The sequence below is a fragment of the Streptomyces sp. GbtcB7 genome, from assembly GCF_019091445.1.
Classification (GTDB): domain Bacteria; phylum Actinomycetota; class Actinomycetes; order Streptomycetales; family Streptomycetaceae; genus Streptomyces; species Streptomyces mirabilis.
On record NZ_JAGXJM010000007.1, the window covers coordinates 52,852 to 67,774 of the forward strand.

Here is a 14,923-nt window from a genome sequence, read left to right on the forward strand (position 1 = left end):
CGTCAGACCCTTGTCTGTGACGGGCGGCGGACGGCCATGACCAGCACGACCGCGATCGCCACCAGGAACGGCGTCATGGACCGGTAGGAGGACAGGCTCGCGACGGGGGTGAGCAGGGACTGGGCGATGCCGATGACCAGCCCCGCCGCCAGCGTCGTCCACAGCGACTCCAGCCGTCCGACGAGGGCGGCGGCCAGCCCGGAGATGATCAGGAAGGTCAGCCCGGTGATGTCGAGACCGACCAGGTTGGACAGCAGGATCCCGGTGAGGCCGAAGACGACTCCGGAGCCCAGCCAGGCGGCGGCCTCCACCCGGCGCACCGGCACCCCCAGCATGGCGCTGTTCTCGCGGTTGTCGGCCAGGGCGCGCATCGCGGTGCCCAGGGCCGTACGGTCCAGGAACAGCGCGGTGACGGCGGTGAGCAGCAGGCCGAGCGCCAGGCTGGTCAGCTGGGTGCCGTTGACGTGCACGGTGCCGAGGGTCAGGCCCCAGGCGGTGGTGGGCAGGGAAAGGGAGTAGGTCTGCGCGCCCCAGATCCAGGACATGGTGCCCAGCAAGACGAGCATCAGGCCCAGTGTGGCGGCGGCCTTGACCAGCGGTTCGCGCTGGGCGAGCCGGGGGCCGAGGACCAGGCCGTACAGCAGGGTGATCGCCGCGGACAGGGCAACGCCCAGTGCGGCGGCGGGCCAGACGGTCAGGCCTGCGGTGGTGGCCAGAGAGCAGGCGGTGAAGGCGCCGACGGCGCCCACCGCCCCGCCCGCCAGATAGAGCACTCCGGTGGTGCGGTACAGGACCACGATGCCGATGCCGGAGAGCGAGAACACACCACCGAGAGCGAGTCCGAGGACGAGGAAGGGCAGAAGGCTCGGCATGGTGAGACGTCCTGTTCCGATCAGCCGCCGGCGGTCAGCCGAGACCGATCTGCTTCTCGTAGGCGCGGATCTTCCCGAAGTTGTTGTTCGGCAGGGCGGGGATCTCCGAGCAGCCCTGGGCCTGCGTCCACTGGCCGTTCTTCGGGGTGATGGTCCGGGTGGTGTTGTTGGCGGTGTGGAAGGCCTGACCGCCGAAGTACCAGGGCTTGCAGTACAGGTCGGACTTGAAGTCCTTGACCGCCTTGAACGCGTCGCCCACGGTGGCGGTGGTGTAGGTGCCGGACTTGATGCCCAGCAGGGCCTGGACGGCGATCCGGGCGGCGGTGAAGCCGAGTTGGCCGAAGTTGCCCAGCTGGGTCCTGGGCGCGTACTTCCTGCGCAGCTGCAGGTAGAGCTGGTTGTCCGGGCCGGAGGAACTGGCAAGGTTCATTTCGGCGTTGACGCCGAGTTTGCCGTCCCATGCGCTGCCGAGCTGCTTGAGCATGGACTCGTCGTTGCAGCCCGCCGGGCAGCCCCAGAGGGCCTGGTCGATCAGGCCCTGCTGCTGGATGGCCTGGAAGACCTTGAGCGCCTCGCCGGCGTTGAGGTTCACCACGACGCCGCCGCCGGAGCCCGCGGCCCGGGCGGCCTTGAGCGCGAGGCCGTTGGCGTCGGAGACCGGGACGTTCTCCACCCAGGCGGTCACCGGCACTCCCGCCTTCTTGCCCAGCGCCTTGATGCTGTCGTTGATGGCGTTGGAGCCGGGGGTGTTGCTGGTGAAGATGACGAGCTTCTTGGCGCCCTTGTCGAGCAGGTACTGGGCGGTGGCCAGGGCGCTGTAGCTGGAGCCGACGTTCACCGGGGCGATGGCGGGCGAGTTGAAGCAGTCGACGATCAGGCCCGCGTCGATGCCGTAGACAGCCTTCCGCGCGTACGTCTTGGCGTTGACCGAGCAGTCCAGGACGCTGGTGCTGGCGGTGAAGCCGACGACCTTCTCGCTGTCGATGAGCTTGGTCGCCAGAGAGGCGGTCAGCTGTGGGTCGAGGGCGTCCTTCTCCACGACGAGTTCCACGGGGCGGCCGTTGATGCCGCCGTTGGCATTGACACAGGAGAAGTACGCGTTCGCCATGTCGGTGACATCGGTGAAGCTCAGGCCGGGGGTGTCGGTGACGATGGCTCCGAGCTTGATCGGTGCGCCAGTGGCCTTCTTCCCGTTGCCGAGGCCGCACGGGGAGGCCTTGGACGGGCTGGCGGAGGGGGCCGCGGTGGTGTCGGCGGTGGAGGATGCGCAGCCGGTGGCCAGCAGCGCCAGGAGGGGCACGCAGGTGGCGACGGCGAGCAGTGGACTGCTCAGGATTCTGCCATGGGTCTTCACAGGGGGCTCCTGCTCACGGTGGGTTCGGCTCGGGTGAAAGGAGAGGGAAGGAAGAGGGGGAGGAAGGGAGGAGGAGGGAGGGAGGGAGTCGAAGGTGCGGTGCTCAGCGGCTCGGCGATACATCGCGCAGATGCCGCAGCCCGGCGGGCCAGACGCCCTGCTTGCCGGGGGCCAAGACGCCGTGCGGGTCGAGCGCGTCCTTGAGCCGCTCGTTGAAGCGGCGCAGCGCGTGATCGCCCCAGCCGTACTGGTCGGCGACGACGTCCATGAAGTCGACGTGTGTGCGGTAGACGCCGTAACCGGCCCCGGCCAGGGTGCGGACGAGCTCGGGGTAGAGCCGGTAGGCGTCGCCGGTCTGCTTCTCGTCGGCGGGGTCGAAGTAGAGCTGGGCGACGTTGATGATGTGCCGCTGGCCGAGGATCATCGCCGGGTCGTAGTCCAGGCCGCTGCCAGCCAGCCTGTCGTCCAGCAGGGCGTGCGCCCGCACGACGTCCGCGCCCCGCAGCGGTGAGACGGTGGAGAAGTCCAGGTGGCCTCCGCCCTCGCCGCTGTACCAGGACAGCGCCCGCATCAGGTCCAGGCTGGGGATGCCCGCCTGGACCTGGGCGTTCTGGTCGCGGGCGGTGTCGTGCACCGCGTGCCCGGCGAACTTCTCTCCTACGACGCGGGCGCCGGGGATGACCGACAGGGCCTGCCGCACCCGGGCGAAGCGGGCGTCGACGATGCCCTCGGTGCCGTAGAGCGCGAAGCGCGTGTTCCAACGGCCGATGTCCATGTGGCGGGCGAGGCGGAGGACCGCCTCTTCCGGGACGGGGCCGGGGCCGTCGTACACCTCGGCGCGGGTGGGTGAGCCGTCCATGACGGCGGCCACGAAGAGAGGGTGGCCGATGGCGGGCTGGTTCTGGATCGTACGGTCCAGCAGCAGCGGGCGGATCGCGTCGACGAGGGCGGGGAGATCCTCCTTGCGCGGCACTTGGACGCCGCCGGACAGATAGCACTCCGGCTCGGGCATCAGCCAGATCCCGGCCCTGGTCACGATGCCGAGGCCGGACTGCTTGAACAGGCCGTCGGCGGTGGGGCCGAAACCGCGGGGGTAGGCGTGCCAGGAGCGGTTGCCGGACATGGCGCCCATGCCGGTGCGCAGCAGGCTGCCGTCGGGAAGGACGACTTCCAGTCCGCACAGCCGGGCGGCGTGGTCGCCGTCGACGGTGTAGCCGACGCCGTGGTCGAGGGCGTTGCCGATGACGCTGCCCCAGCCGAGGTCGGGGGCGGAGGACCAGACCCTGTGGCCCTGGGCGCGCAGGTGGTCGTACAGGTCGAAGAAGCGCACTCCGGGCTCCACCACCGCGTAGGCCAGTTCCTCGTTCACTTCGAGGACGCGGTTCATGCGGCGCAGGCTGACCTGCACCGATCCGGGGACGCGGGGGGCGGGGCCGCCGTAGGCGTTGTTGCGGCCCTGGGAGAACGTCCACAGCGCGATCCGGTGCTCGCCGGCGATGCGGACGACCGCCTGGACCTCCTCGGCGGTGGCGGGCATGACGACCGCGGACGCGGCGTGGTCCGTCCAGGCCGGGTGGGAGAAGGGGTCCCGGAACTCGTCGACGCTGTCAGGGGAGGTAAGGACCGCGTCCGCTCCGAGGGCTGCGGCGAAGGCGTCGGCGGCGGCCTGGGACAGCGGGCGGGCGGCGGTCTGTGAGGGTGGCTGGAAAGGCACGTCGGGCCTCCCGGGTGTGCGGGCCGAAGCAGGCCCGCAGGGTGCGGAAAATACTGAGAGGTCTAATTGATTCCTGGAAGCTACGCCGGGGTTACACCCACGTCAATAGGGGCGTTGAGCAGCGGCGCCAGCAGCTCGGCCGCCCGCTTCGGGGTGATGACATCGGCCGGGTCCATGCGATGGATCTCGCGCGAGGCGCGGTCGATGTAGACGTGCTCGCCGAGCAGTCTGCCGTCGTCGTCGTACGGCCAGATATTGGCCACCTTGTGCGTGACCAGATAGTGGGCGTCCAGGTCGCCGACATCCTCGCCCATGACGGGCTCCATCAGCGCGCCGGGGACGATCTGGCCGAGCAGGGACTCGATGGCCAGCCCCCAGTCCGCGACCGCGATCCGCTCGGTCAGCGGGCCGAGCAGATTCAGCCCGGCATCGGTGATGGTGCGGTAGAAACCCGCGACGGCATCACGGCCGTCAAAGACGGTGGTGCGGTCACCTTCGGCGATGCGGTAGACGGGGTGGGCCACGGTCAGCCCGGGGTCCAGGATCTCCGGCCAGCGGCCGGAGACCTCCAGCATCGCGTGGCGGCGGAAGTTGATCAGGATCGCCCGCCGCCGGGGATCGGTCACGAGGCCGAGCTGACGCTCCGCCTCGCGAGGGACGTTGAGGACGTCCAGTCGCGGCACGACGGCCGGGGCAACGCTCATGAGTGGGTTCCTCTCGCTCTGAAGCGGCCTCACCGTAACAACAGATTAGTTAGAGGTCTAGGTATCGAGCGGCTGGGAATTACTAAGACATCGAGTTAGTCTCAGCTGTATGGAGATCAGGATGAAAGGCAAGGCCGGGCTGGTCACCGGCGCGGCGGGCGGCATCGGACGGGCCTCGGCCGTCGCCTTCGGGCGCGCCGGTGCCGCTGTCGTCGTCGCCGACCTGGACATCCGTCGCGCCGACGGACTGGAAACCGTACGACTGGTGGAGAAGGCCGGCGGCCGGGCACTGTTCGCCGCCTGCGACGTCACCGACGCCGACGACTGCACCGCGCTCGCGCGGGCCGTGGTGGAGGCGTACGGCCGGCTGGACTTCGCCCACAACAACGCGGGGATCGGCGCGCAGGGCAGCATCACCCACACCGACGAGGCGGCCTTCGACCGCTGTCTCGCCGTCAACCTGAAAGGCGTCTGGCACGGCCTGCGCGCCCAGATCCCGCCGATGGCGGCGGCGGGCGGCGGCGCGATCGTCAACACCGCCTCGCTCGCCGGGCTGACCGGCCTCCCGCAGGGTGCCGCCTACTCCGCGAGCAAACATGCCGTGGTCGGCCTGACCAAGACCGCCGCCATCGAGTGCGCGGAGCGGAACATCCGGGTCAACGCGGTCTGTCCCGCCGCCGTGCACACCGCCATGACCGCCTCCCTGCCGCCCGAACTCCAGGCACAGGTCGTCGCACCCCAGGCGCTCAAGCGGTTCGCGGAACCGGAGGAGGTCGCCGCCGCAGTGGTCTGGCTCTGCTCGGACGCGGCGTCGTTCATCACCGGGACGGCCATGCCCGTGGACGCCGGCGCCACCGCGTCGTAACCGGCGCGCACGGCCCGCCCGCTGACGTCATATGCTGAGACCTCTCAGCAATTCCCCCCCATGTCGAGGACAGAATCACCCCTATGCAGCCGAGCCGCACCCAGCCCCCGATCCCCGGCGATCCGGCCGAGGCCGACACCCAGGCCGCCGAGGCCGTACGGTCCTTCGCGCCGGACGCGGACATCGACGCCATGCTCATGATCTTCGGCCTGGTACGAGCAGCGGAACGGCTTCAGCAGGACTTCGAGGTCAGCGTCCAGCGGCCGGCCGGCCTCACCTGGGCCGGCTTCCGCGCCCTGTTCGCGGTCAAGACGGTCGGCGAGCTGACCCCGCTTCAGCTCGCCCGGCTGACCAGCGTCTCGCAGGCCAGCGTTTCGACCGTGCTCAACACCCTCGAACGCAAGGGCCTCATCCAGCGCAGCCGGTCGGACAACGACGGCCGGTCCGTCACCGTCCAGCTCACCGCGTACGGACACGACGTGGTCGGTGAGCTCTTCGCCCGCAACAACGCCCGCGAGGCGGAATGGGCCCGCGCGCTCACCGCACGCGAGCGCGGCACCTTGATACGTCTGCTGCGGAAGATCCGCGGGCACGAGGTCGGCGCGATCACCGACGCGACCCGGGTGGTGAACGGCGACACCGGCGAACCCTGAGCCCCCGCCCCGGCCCGCGCCGCACAACGGAAAGGCTCGTCCTGAGCCCGCCCCGAGAGCCTGCCGGGTTGGCTTCGATCGGAAGGTGGACGGAGGCTGGTACGTGCGATCGCAGGACGCCGGGATGTCCTCGTACCGGAGCCACCGGGGCATTTCGGCAACGCGGACAGCGTGCGTGCCACGCCCCGGGCGCCTGGTCAGAGGCCACCCGACAGACTCTGGGCCCTTCTGGCGGTCCTGGCCCGAGAGGGGCTTCAGGCCAGCGCGACCAGAGCGAGCGGGGCCGACTCGGCGACCTCCGTGGCGGCGCGTACGAAGGCGGCGACGGCCCGGGAGCGGCTGGCCCGGGGCCAGGTCACCACAAGGCGGCTGGGGCTGATATCGGCCACCGGGATGTGGACGACGCCGTCGTGCGGGAAGAGTTCGGCGGCGGAGGCGGGCAGGAAAGCGACCCCCATCCCGAAGGCGACGACCTCCAGGAGCTGGGTGACGTCGGTGATCTCGGGCCCGGCGGGCGGCAGCGGCCCGGGCACGGGCAGATGGTCGAGGGCGGCGAAATACGCGGCGTGGGCGGCGTCGGCCCCCTGCCAGACGGGGACGGTCTCGCCGTCGAGTTCGGAGCGCATCAGACGGCTGCGGCCGGCGAGGCGGTGCCCCCGCGGCAGAACGGCGTGGCGGGGCTCGGTGAGCAGGAGCTCGCTGTCCAGACCCGTGCTGTCCATGAGCTCGCGCAGCAGGGTGACGTCCGCGCGGCCGTCGCGCACCATCGCCTCCTGGTCGCCCCACCGGGAGATCAGCACCTCCACGGGTGGCCATCGGCCGTCGTGTTCGTACGCCGCGATGATCGGGCTCAGCATTCCGGCGTGCGAGCCGGGCTTGACGGCCACGCACAGGCGCGGACCGCCGCTCCGCCCGGCCCGTACGGTGCGGTGGGCCGCCGCCGCCATGGCCTCCAGCGCCGGGCGGGCCTGGGCCAGCAGCACCCGCCCGGCGGAGGTGAGTTCCACCTGCCGGGTGGTGCGCACCAGCAGCGATACACCGAGCTTGCGCTCCAGGGCGGCGATGGCCCGGGACAGCGGCGGCTGCGCGATGCCCAGGCGCTCGGCGGCGCGGGTGAAGTTCAGCTCTTCGGCGACGGCCGTGAAGTAGCGGAGTTCCCGCACCTCCAGATCATTCATACCGCCAGGGTATAGGGCGGTACCTGTGAGGTATTTCCGGGTCCGGGGCCCGCACTGGTCAGCTGGGGCATGCGATACACCATGCTCGGCCGCAGCGGGACAGCCGTGTCCACTCTCGCGCTCGGCACGATGACCTTCGGCACGGAAACCGACGAGGCAGGGGCCTTCTGCCAGCTCGACCGGTACGCGGAGGCGGGCGGCAATCTCGTCGACACCGCCGACGTCTACTCCGGCGGGGCCTCGGAGGCGATCATCGGCCGCTGGCTCGCCGACCGCCCCGACGACCTCACCGACCGGATCGTGCTCGCCACCAAGGGCCGTTTCCCGACCGGCGGGGACGTCAACGACGTCGGCCTGTCCCGCCGCCACCTCGACCGCGCGCTGACCGCCTCCCTGCGGCGGCTCGGTGCCGACAGCGTCGACCTGTACCAGACCCATGCCTGGGACCCGCTGACGCCCGTGGAGGAGACCCTGGCCTTCATGGACGACGCCGTACGCGCCGGGAAGATCCGCTACTGGGGCCTGTCCAACGTCACCGGCTGGCAGCTCCAGAAGATCGTCTCCACCGCCGAGGCCGCCGGGCTCACCCGCCCGGTCACCCTCCAGCCGCAGTACAACCTCCTCGCCCGCGAGCTGGAGTGGGAGATCGCCCCGGCCGCCGCCTACAACGGCCTCGGCCTGCTGCCCTGGTCGCCGCCGGCCGGCGGCCTGCTCACGGGCAAGTACCGGCGGGACACCGAAGCACCCGAGGGCACTCGCGCCGGGTCGGGCGACCCCTTCGCGGCCGGCGTCCACCGGGCCCGTACCGCCCAGGAGCGGACCTGGGCCGTTGTCGACGCCGTGACGGAGATCGCCACGAAGCGCGACATCTCCCCGGCTCGCATCGCACTGGCCTGGGTGGCCGGACGCCCCGGTGTGACCTCCGTCATCCTCGGCGCCCGCACCCTGGCCCAGCTCGACGACAACCTCGCCGCCGCCGGTCTCGTACTCGACGCGGACGAGACCGAGCGGCTGGAGGCGGCCGGCGAACCGGAGACCGCCGACTACCCGTACGGGCCCCTCGGCGCGGGGCAGCGCAGCCGGGTCCCCGAGGGCGGTTTCCCGCTGCTGGACGACGCCTCATGAGCGGCCTGTTCCCGGCCGTCGGACATGTCGTGCTGACGGTCAGCGACCTCGACCGCAGCGTGGCCTGGTACGAGCGGCTGTTCGACGCCCCGCCCCTGATCGTGGACGAGACCGGCGGCTTCCGCTTCGCCGCCTGGGCCCGGCCCGGCGTGGCCCTCCACGCGTTCCCCGACCGGCCCACCACCGAGGCGTTCAGCGAATTCCGGCCCGGCCTGGATCACCTCGCCTTCGCCTGCGCCAGCCCGGCCGCACTCGACGCCTGGTCCGAGCGGCTGGACGGACTGGGCATCGCCCACAGCGGTGTGACCCACGAGCCGTACGGCTCGGCCCTGTCCTTCCGTGACCCCGACAACATCGCCCTCGAATTCTTCGCGCATCCCGCGGCCACCCCCGCACCGCCCACGGAACCGTCATGAGCGCTCCCGGGCACCGAGCCCGTTCTCGCGCACGCCCACGCACACGCCCACAGACGCACACGCACGGCTGAGCGCATCCCGTCGGCCGGGGGGCGACCGGGCTTGCCCGTCACCCCCCGGCCGACGTACAACGGCATCGCGGACCTGCGACGACGGAGGTGCCATGCGGACGTCCACCAGCGCCGGGCCAACGGGAAACCTCCCTTCGCCCATCAGCGGCCTTGTCGGCAGAAGACGGGAGATATCCGAGGTCAGGCAGCGGATGACGGCCTCACGCCTGGTCACGCTCACCGGTATCGGCGGGGTCGGCAAGACCCGCCTCGCCCTGGAGGTGGCGGCCGTGGCGCGCAGGGCGTTCGCCGACGGTGTCTGGTTCGTCGACTGCACGGCAGTCCAGGACGGTGACCTGCTGGCCGAGGCGGTCGTCACCACGCTGGGCATACGGCAGCACTGCGCCCGGCCGCCCCTGGAGCAGCTGAGCGAACACCTGAGGACCCGGCGGCTGCTGATGGTGCTGGGCAACTGCGAACATGTGCCACACGCCGGCGCGGCCCTGGCCGAGCACGTGCTGCGGCACGCCCCCGGCGTGCGGATCATCGCCACCAGCCGCCGCGTCCTGGGCGCCGAAGGCGAGCAGGTGGTCACCGTCCCGCCCCTGTCGCTTCCCGGCCCCGGCCGGCCGCCGTCACCGGAGGCCCTGCTCCTGTACGAGACGGTGGCGCTCCTGGCGGAACGCGCCACCGCGGTCCGGCCCGACTTCCGCGTGACCGCGGACAACCACGCGGCGGTGGCCCGGCTGTGCGCCCGCCTGGAAGGCATTCCGCTGGCCGTGGAACTGGCGGCGGCCCGGCTGCGCTCCCTGTCGGTGGAGCAGGTCGCGGACCGGGTGGAGGACCGGTTCGCGACGCTGACGAACGGCAGGGCGGCGGCGCCGCCCCGACAGCGCACCCTGCGCGCGCTCGTCGACTGGAGCCACGACCTGTGCTCACCCCAAGAGCGCCGTCTGTGGGCCAGGGCATCGGTCTTCACGGACGGATTCGACCTGGAAGCGGCCGAATCCGTCTGCGCGGACGACAGCCTGCGGGCCGCGTCCGTGGCCGACCTGCTGCACCATCTGGTGGCCCAGTCGGTCATCACCGCCGAACCCCCGGCCCGGGACGGCGCCGGCATGCGCTACCGGATGCTGGACACCATCCGGCAGTACGGCGCGGAGCGCCTGGGCGAAGCCGGCGAGGAACACCCGATCCGGCGCCGGCACCGTGACTTCTACCTGCGCCTGGCCGAGCGGACACTGAAGGACTGGTGCGGCCCACGACAGCTCGCGGCACTGACCCTGCTGCGCACCGAGCACGGCAACCTGACGAGCGCGCTGGAATGCCCCACGACCGGCCCCGGGGACGCGGAGGCCGAGCTGCGCCTGGCGTCGGCCCTGAGATTCCACTGGACCGTGGGCGGTCCGCTCGGCCAGGGCCGCCGCCGGCTGGAACACGCCCTGGCCCGGACGACGGAAACCTCGGCGGCACGGGCGAACGCGCTGTGGCTCGCCGCTTCGATGGCTGTGATCCAGGGTGACCGGGCCACCGCCGAGCGCCGGATCGAGGAATGCCGTGAAGCAGCCGCCGGGCTGGAGGACGGCAATGTCGACGCCTACATCGCGCAGGTCTCCGGCACCATCCTCATGCTCCGGGGAGACCTGGAGGCGTCGGTCTCCCGGTACGAGGAGGCGGCGACCGGACACGCCGACGCCGACGACACCACCGGCCTCCTGGAAACCCTCTTCCAGCTCGCCGTGGCACTGGCCGACATCGGGGACAGCGACCGCAGCGCCGAAGTCTGCGAGCGGATCCTGCGCACCAGCGAGGAGTACCGCGAACAGTGGGCCCGCTCGTTCGCTCTGTACGCCCTGGCCTTCGACGAATGGCGCCGCGGCCTGCTGCGGCCGGCCGCCCGGCGGGCACGGGAGGCGCTGGCGGTGCACCGGGACTTCGGCAACCACATGGGGGCGTCCCTGTGCATCGATTTGCTGGCGTGGATCGCCGCGGCGGACGAGCAGTACGACACCGCCGCCGGGCTGCTCGGCGCGGCACAGTCGGTATGGAGCGAACTCGGCAGCTCCATCGAGGCGTTCGGGGTCCGCCCGGCCCTCTTCAGTCAGGACTGCGGCAGCAGCGCGGCGCAACGGCTCGGAGAGAGCCGCTTCCACGTGCTGAGGGACGAAGGCTCACGATGCTCCGCCGCCGAAGCCATCGACAGGGCTCTCGCCGTCGGCCGCGAAGCCCCCGCCACCCCCCGTGTCGCCCCCGCTTCCACCCCCGCCCCCGCCCCCGTCTCGGCACCGCAGGACCTGTCACGGCGCGAGCAGGAGGTCGCCCGGCTGATCGCCCAGGGCATGAGCAACCGTGAGGCCGCCGCCACCCTGGTCGTCTCGCCCCGCACGGTCGACGGCCACGTCCAGCGGATCTTCACCAAGCTCGGGTTCACCTCCCGTGCCCAGGTCGCCGCCTGGGTGACGGCAGCGGCGAACAGGTAGCGCATCAGGTAGTTCACCCCGCGTGTCCCAGACCGTTCCCCTGAAGGATCGACGCGCGAAGGGTGCCGGCCGCGCGCCCTGCCCGAGGAGGGTTCAATGTCGAACGCATCCGCGTTTCCGCCGCCGCCCAGCCGGTTCCCGGACGTACCGGTGTACGGCGGCTGGCTCAGCCCGTCCCGCATCGAGGCCGATGTCTTCGAACTGGAGGTGGAGGGCGAGATCCCCGCCGCGCTCAACGGCCGCCTCTACCAGCTCGGCCCCGACCCCCAACTGCCCAACCGGCTCGGCGACGACGTCGTCTTCAACGGCGACGGCCTCATGCGCATGTTCACCTTCGCCGACGGCCACGTCGACTACCGCAGCCGCTACGTCCTCACCGAGAAGCTGAAGCTGGAACGCGCCGCCCGCCGCTCCCTGTTCGGCGCCTACCGCAGCCCCTACACCGACGATTTCTCGGTCCGCGGCAAGTCGGCCGGGACGGCGAACACCACCGCGTACTTCCACGCGGGCAAGCTGCTGGCGCTGAAGGAGGACTCGCTGCCGGTCGAGATGGACCCGGCGACGCTGGAGACGATCGGCCCCTACGACTTCGGCGGCGCCGTCACCAGCGAGACCTTCAGTGCCCACCCCCGGACCGACCCCAGGACCGGCGAGCAGTTCTTCTTCGGCTACGAGGCCAGGGGCCTGGCCACCCGGAACGTCGCCTACTACGTCGCCGACGCGCACGGGAAGATCATCCATGAGGCCTGGTTCGAAGGACCGTACTGCGGCTTCATGCACGATTTCCTGGTGACCGACGACTATGTGGTCTTCCCCTTCATGCCCGCCGTCGCCGAACTGGACCGGATCAGGGCCGGCGGCAAGCACTGGCAGTGGGACCCCACCAAGGGCACCCAGTTCGCGATCATGCCGCGCTACGGCACCGCGAAGGACATCCGCTATGTCAGCGCGCCGCCCCGGTTCGCGTTCCACTTCTTCAACGCCCACAACGACGGTACGACGATCACCATCGACGGCAGCATCGCCGAGGGCTTTCACAATCCCTACCCCTACCCCGACACCCTGGGCAACGACTTCGACCCCCTCGCCTCCGCCACCCTGGTACGACGCTGGACCCTCGACTACGCGGAAGGCACCTTCGGCGAGGAGATCCTCCTCCCCGAGTACACCGAGTTCCCGGTCATAGACGACCGTTTCGAGACCGGCGCCAACCGCGTCGGCTTCGTCCTCGCCCGCGGCGCCGGCCAGACCCACCCCGATGTCCTGCACGGCCCGTTGGGCCTCAACACGGTCATCCGGTACGACTTCGAGAAGTCCCAGGTCATCTCCACTCACGTCCTCGGACCCACCTCTTCCGCCCAGGAGGCCGTCTTCATGCCCCGGTACGACGGAGCCCCCGAGGGCGACGGCTATCTGCTGATGCTCGCCAACCGCTGGGACACCATGCTCAACGAACTGCTCGTCCTGGACACCGAGAGGCTCGAGGACGGCCCCGTCGCCACCGCGAAGCTGCCGTTCCGCGTGCACTTCGCCTTCCACGGCTGCTGGGTGCCCGAGCACCTGCTGGAGGGGTGAGGGCGCCGGAGGTCCGGCGACCCGGCGCCTCCCCGGGCGGCCGGACCTCCGGGGTTCGTCCCGACGCCCGAACCGGGGCACCGCCGCAGGGCCGGGCGCCCGATGACTTCCGGGGACGGCGCGCTACGCCTTCAGCGACCGCCGCGCCGGCGATCTGCGCGGCTGCGCCGTGCGAACGACCGGCCCAGGACACGGACTCCCACTGGAGCACCCGGTTCCCCGAGGAACCGGCCCCCGCTCCTCAAGCCCAGCGGCACCAGCTCCCGCAGGGCGCCGAGTGCCACATTTTACGATCCCCACTCCCCCCGTTTACTAGGGCCTCCTACTATGCCTCTTGTCGCAACCGCCCGCCGTTCACGGGCGCGGCAGACGGACGCGGGGAGCGTTCGTGTCCCCTGGCACCGCCGCGCGGCTGTACCGCACGCGGCACCCGGTCCGGTTCGTCAGCGCGTCGGGATGGGCTCGGGCCAGGAGCCGCTGTACGCACCCCCGGCGATGCCGTGCCGCGTGATCACCGCCGGGCGCCTCGGCCGCAGGAATGGCCGAGGCTTCGCCGGCTACGACGTATGACCCGCGAGGAGGATCACGCCATGTGCGGGACGGTCGGAGTACGGGCATGAACGCGCCTGCCCGAGTTGTGGTGGTGGGCGCCTCGGCGGCCGGGTTGAGCGTGGCGGAGGGGTTGCGGCGGGAGGGGTTCACCGGGCGAGTGACCCTGATCGGCGAGGAGGAACACCTGCCGTACGACCGACCGCCGTTGTCCAAGCAGTTGCTGTCCGGCCACTGGGACGCCGGGCGTCTGCTGCTGCGCGCGCCCGAGGCCGTCGAGGCGCTCGGCCTTGATCTGCGGCTGGGTGTACGGACCATGGCGCTGGACACCCGCAACAGGGAGGTCGCGCTCTCCGACGGCACCCGGGTCGGCTACGACACGCTGGTGGCGGCGACCGGGGTCGCCGCCCGCCGGCTGCCCGGGACCGAGGGGGTGGCCGGGGTGCATGTGCTGCGCACGCTGGAGGACGCCCTGGCCTTCCGGGAGGTGCTGCGCGCCAAGCCCCGGCTGGTGGTCGTCGGGTCTGAGTTCGTCGGAGCCGAGGCGGCGGCCGTCGCCCGGGAACTGGGTGCCGAGGTCACCATGGTCAGCAATGCCGCGGTACCGCTGGCCGACACGCTCGGCCACCGGCTCGGGACGATGCTCGGGCGGGTGCACCGCGAACACGGGGTGCGCATCGAGCCCGGCGTCCTGGTCGAGGGGGTCGTGTCCGGCGGCGGCCGGGCGAGCGGGGTACGGCTGGCGGACGGACGGGTCCTGGACGCGGACGCGGTACTGGTGGGCATCGGCGCCCGGCCGAACACCGCCTGGCTCGCGGGCAGCGGCGTCCCGGTGGGCAACGGCGTCGAGTGCGACCAGACCCTGTACGCCGGGTCGGGGGTGTGGGCGGCCGGCGACATCGCCTGCTGGCCGCACCCGCGCACCGGCCGGCCGACCCGCGTCGAGCACCGGACCAACGCCGCCGAGCAGGGCCTGGCCGTGGCCCGCAACATCCTCGCCGGACCGGAGGCCGCCCGCCCTTTCGCCCCCGTCCCCTACGTCTGGTCCGACCAGTACGACCTGAAGATCCAGATCCATGGCACCACCCGCGGCGCTGACGAGGTACGGATCGTCGAGGGCAGCCCGGCCGACCGCAGACTGATCGCCCTCTACCGCAAGGACGCCCAGGTGTGCGGTGTGGTCGGCGTCAACCTGCCCCGGGCGGTCCGCGCTTACCGCACTCTGGTCGCCGAGGCAGCCGACTGGCCCGGCAGCGCCCCGGCCGCCGCTCCCACCGGCGGAAGCACGTCATGACGTGGACATCCGTGCGATCGGAGCGGTGTCGCGGGGAAGGGCCGTCCGCCGCGGACGATGGCGCGACGCCACCGGTCCTGGTCGGCGTGTTCGG

At 71.5% G+C, this 14,923-nt stretch carries 12 protein-coding genes; 7 read left to right on the forward strand and 5 right to left on the reverse strand.

All coding sequences use genetic code 11. The annotated features are described in order from the left end of the window. Nucleotides 1-2: 2 nt before the first annotated feature. The 4 genes from KVT44_RS13605 to KVT44_RS13620 form a co-directional block, all read right to left on the reverse strand. Nucleotides 3-872, reverse strand: a complete 870-nt coding sequence (locus KVT44_RS13605; RefSeq protein ID WP_217567252.1) for a branched-chain amino acid ABC transporter permease — start codon at nucleotides 870-872, stop codon at nucleotides 3-5. Between the two features lie 34 nt (nucleotides 873-906). After that, nucleotides 907-2,226: an ABC transporter substrate-binding protein gene (locus tag KVT44_RS13610; RefSeq protein ID WP_217567253.1), complete on the reverse strand. Its 1,320-nt coding sequence runs from the start codon at nucleotides 2,224-2,226 to the stop codon at nucleotides 907-909. A 103-nt stretch (nucleotides 2,227-2,329) separates the two neighbouring features. After that, nucleotides 2,330-3,940 carry an FAD-binding oxidoreductase gene (locus KVT44_RS13615; RefSeq protein WP_308313994.1) on the reverse strand — a complete coding sequence of 537 codons (1,611 nt, stop codon included), beginning with the start codon at nucleotides 3,938-3,940 and terminating at the stop codon, nucleotides 2,330-2,332. An 80-nt stretch (nucleotides 3,941-4,020) separates the two neighbouring features. Beyond that, nucleotides 4,021-4,644, reverse strand: a complete 624-nt coding sequence (locus KVT44_RS13620) for a hypothetical protein (protein WP_217567254.1) — start codon at nucleotides 4,642-4,644, stop codon at nucleotides 4,021-4,023. 121 nt (nucleotides 4,645-4,765) lie between these two features. On the opposite strand from KVT44_RS13620, the gene KVT44_RS13625 reads away from it, so the two are divergent. Together KVT44_RS13625 and KVT44_RS13630 are read left to right on the forward strand one after the other, a co-directional pair. Then, entirely contained in the window at nucleotides 4,766-5,509 is a 744-nt protein-coding gene (locus tag KVT44_RS13625; protein WP_254649359.1) for a glucose 1-dehydrogenase, read from the forward strand. Nucleotides 5,510-5,592: 83 nt separating this feature from the next. Beyond that, on the forward strand, nucleotides 5,593-6,162 hold the full coding sequence (locus KVT44_RS13630) for a MarR family winged helix-turn-helix transcriptional regulator (protein WP_217567256.1): 570 nt from the start codon (nucleotides 5,593-5,595) through the stop codon (nucleotides 6,160-6,162). Nucleotides 6,163-6,416: 254 nt separating this feature from the next. Here KVT44_RS13630 and KVT44_RS13635 read toward each other — a convergent pair whose 3' ends face one another. Next, the gene (locus KVT44_RS13635) at nucleotides 6,417-7,340 is read right to left on the reverse strand and encodes a LysR family transcriptional regulator (protein WP_217567257.1); all 924 of its coding nucleotides are present in this window, start codon (nucleotides 7,338-7,340) and stop codon (nucleotides 6,417-6,419) included. A gap of 69 nt (nucleotides 7,341-7,409) precedes the next feature. Between KVT44_RS13635 and KVT44_RS13640 the strand changes: the two genes are divergently transcribed. The 5 genes from KVT44_RS13640 to KVT44_RS13660 all read left to right on the forward strand — a co-directional run bounded on the left by KVT44_RS13640 (nucleotide 7,410) and on the right by KVT44_RS13660 (nucleotide 14,829). Next, nucleotides 7,410-8,465 (forward strand): aldo/keto reductase, encoded by a 1,056-nt coding sequence (locus KVT44_RS13640; RefSeq protein WP_217567258.1) that lies wholly within the window; start codon nucleotides 7,410-7,412, stop codon nucleotides 8,463-8,465. Next, complete coding sequence (locus tag KVT44_RS13645) at nucleotides 8,462-8,881, forward strand: VOC family protein (protein WP_217567259.1); 420 nt, start codon at nucleotides 8,462-8,464, stop codon at nucleotides 8,879-8,881. Before KVT44_RS13640 ends, KVT44_RS13645 begins: the two co-directional genes overlap by 4 nt. A gap of 262 nt (nucleotides 8,882-9,143) precedes the next feature. Beyond that, nucleotides 9,144-11,411, forward strand: a complete 2,268-nt coding sequence (locus KVT44_RS13650; protein WP_254649360.1) for a LuxR C-terminal-related transcriptional regulator — start codon at nucleotides 9,144-9,146, stop codon at nucleotides 11,409-11,411. Nucleotides 11,412-11,507: 96 nt separating this feature from the next. Further along, a complete protein-coding gene (locus KVT44_RS13655) occupies nucleotides 11,508-12,986 on the forward strand; it encodes a carotenoid oxygenase family protein (protein ID WP_217567261.1) in 1,479 nt (492 codons plus the stop codon). Between the two features lie 616 nt (nucleotides 12,987-13,602). Beyond that, the gene (locus tag KVT44_RS13660; protein ID WP_217567262.1) at nucleotides 13,603-14,829 is read left to right on the forward strand and encodes an NAD(P)/FAD-dependent oxidoreductase; all 1,227 of its coding nucleotides are present in this window, start codon (nucleotides 13,603-13,605) and stop codon (nucleotides 14,827-14,829) included. Nucleotides 14,830-14,923 lie beyond the last annotated feature (94 nt).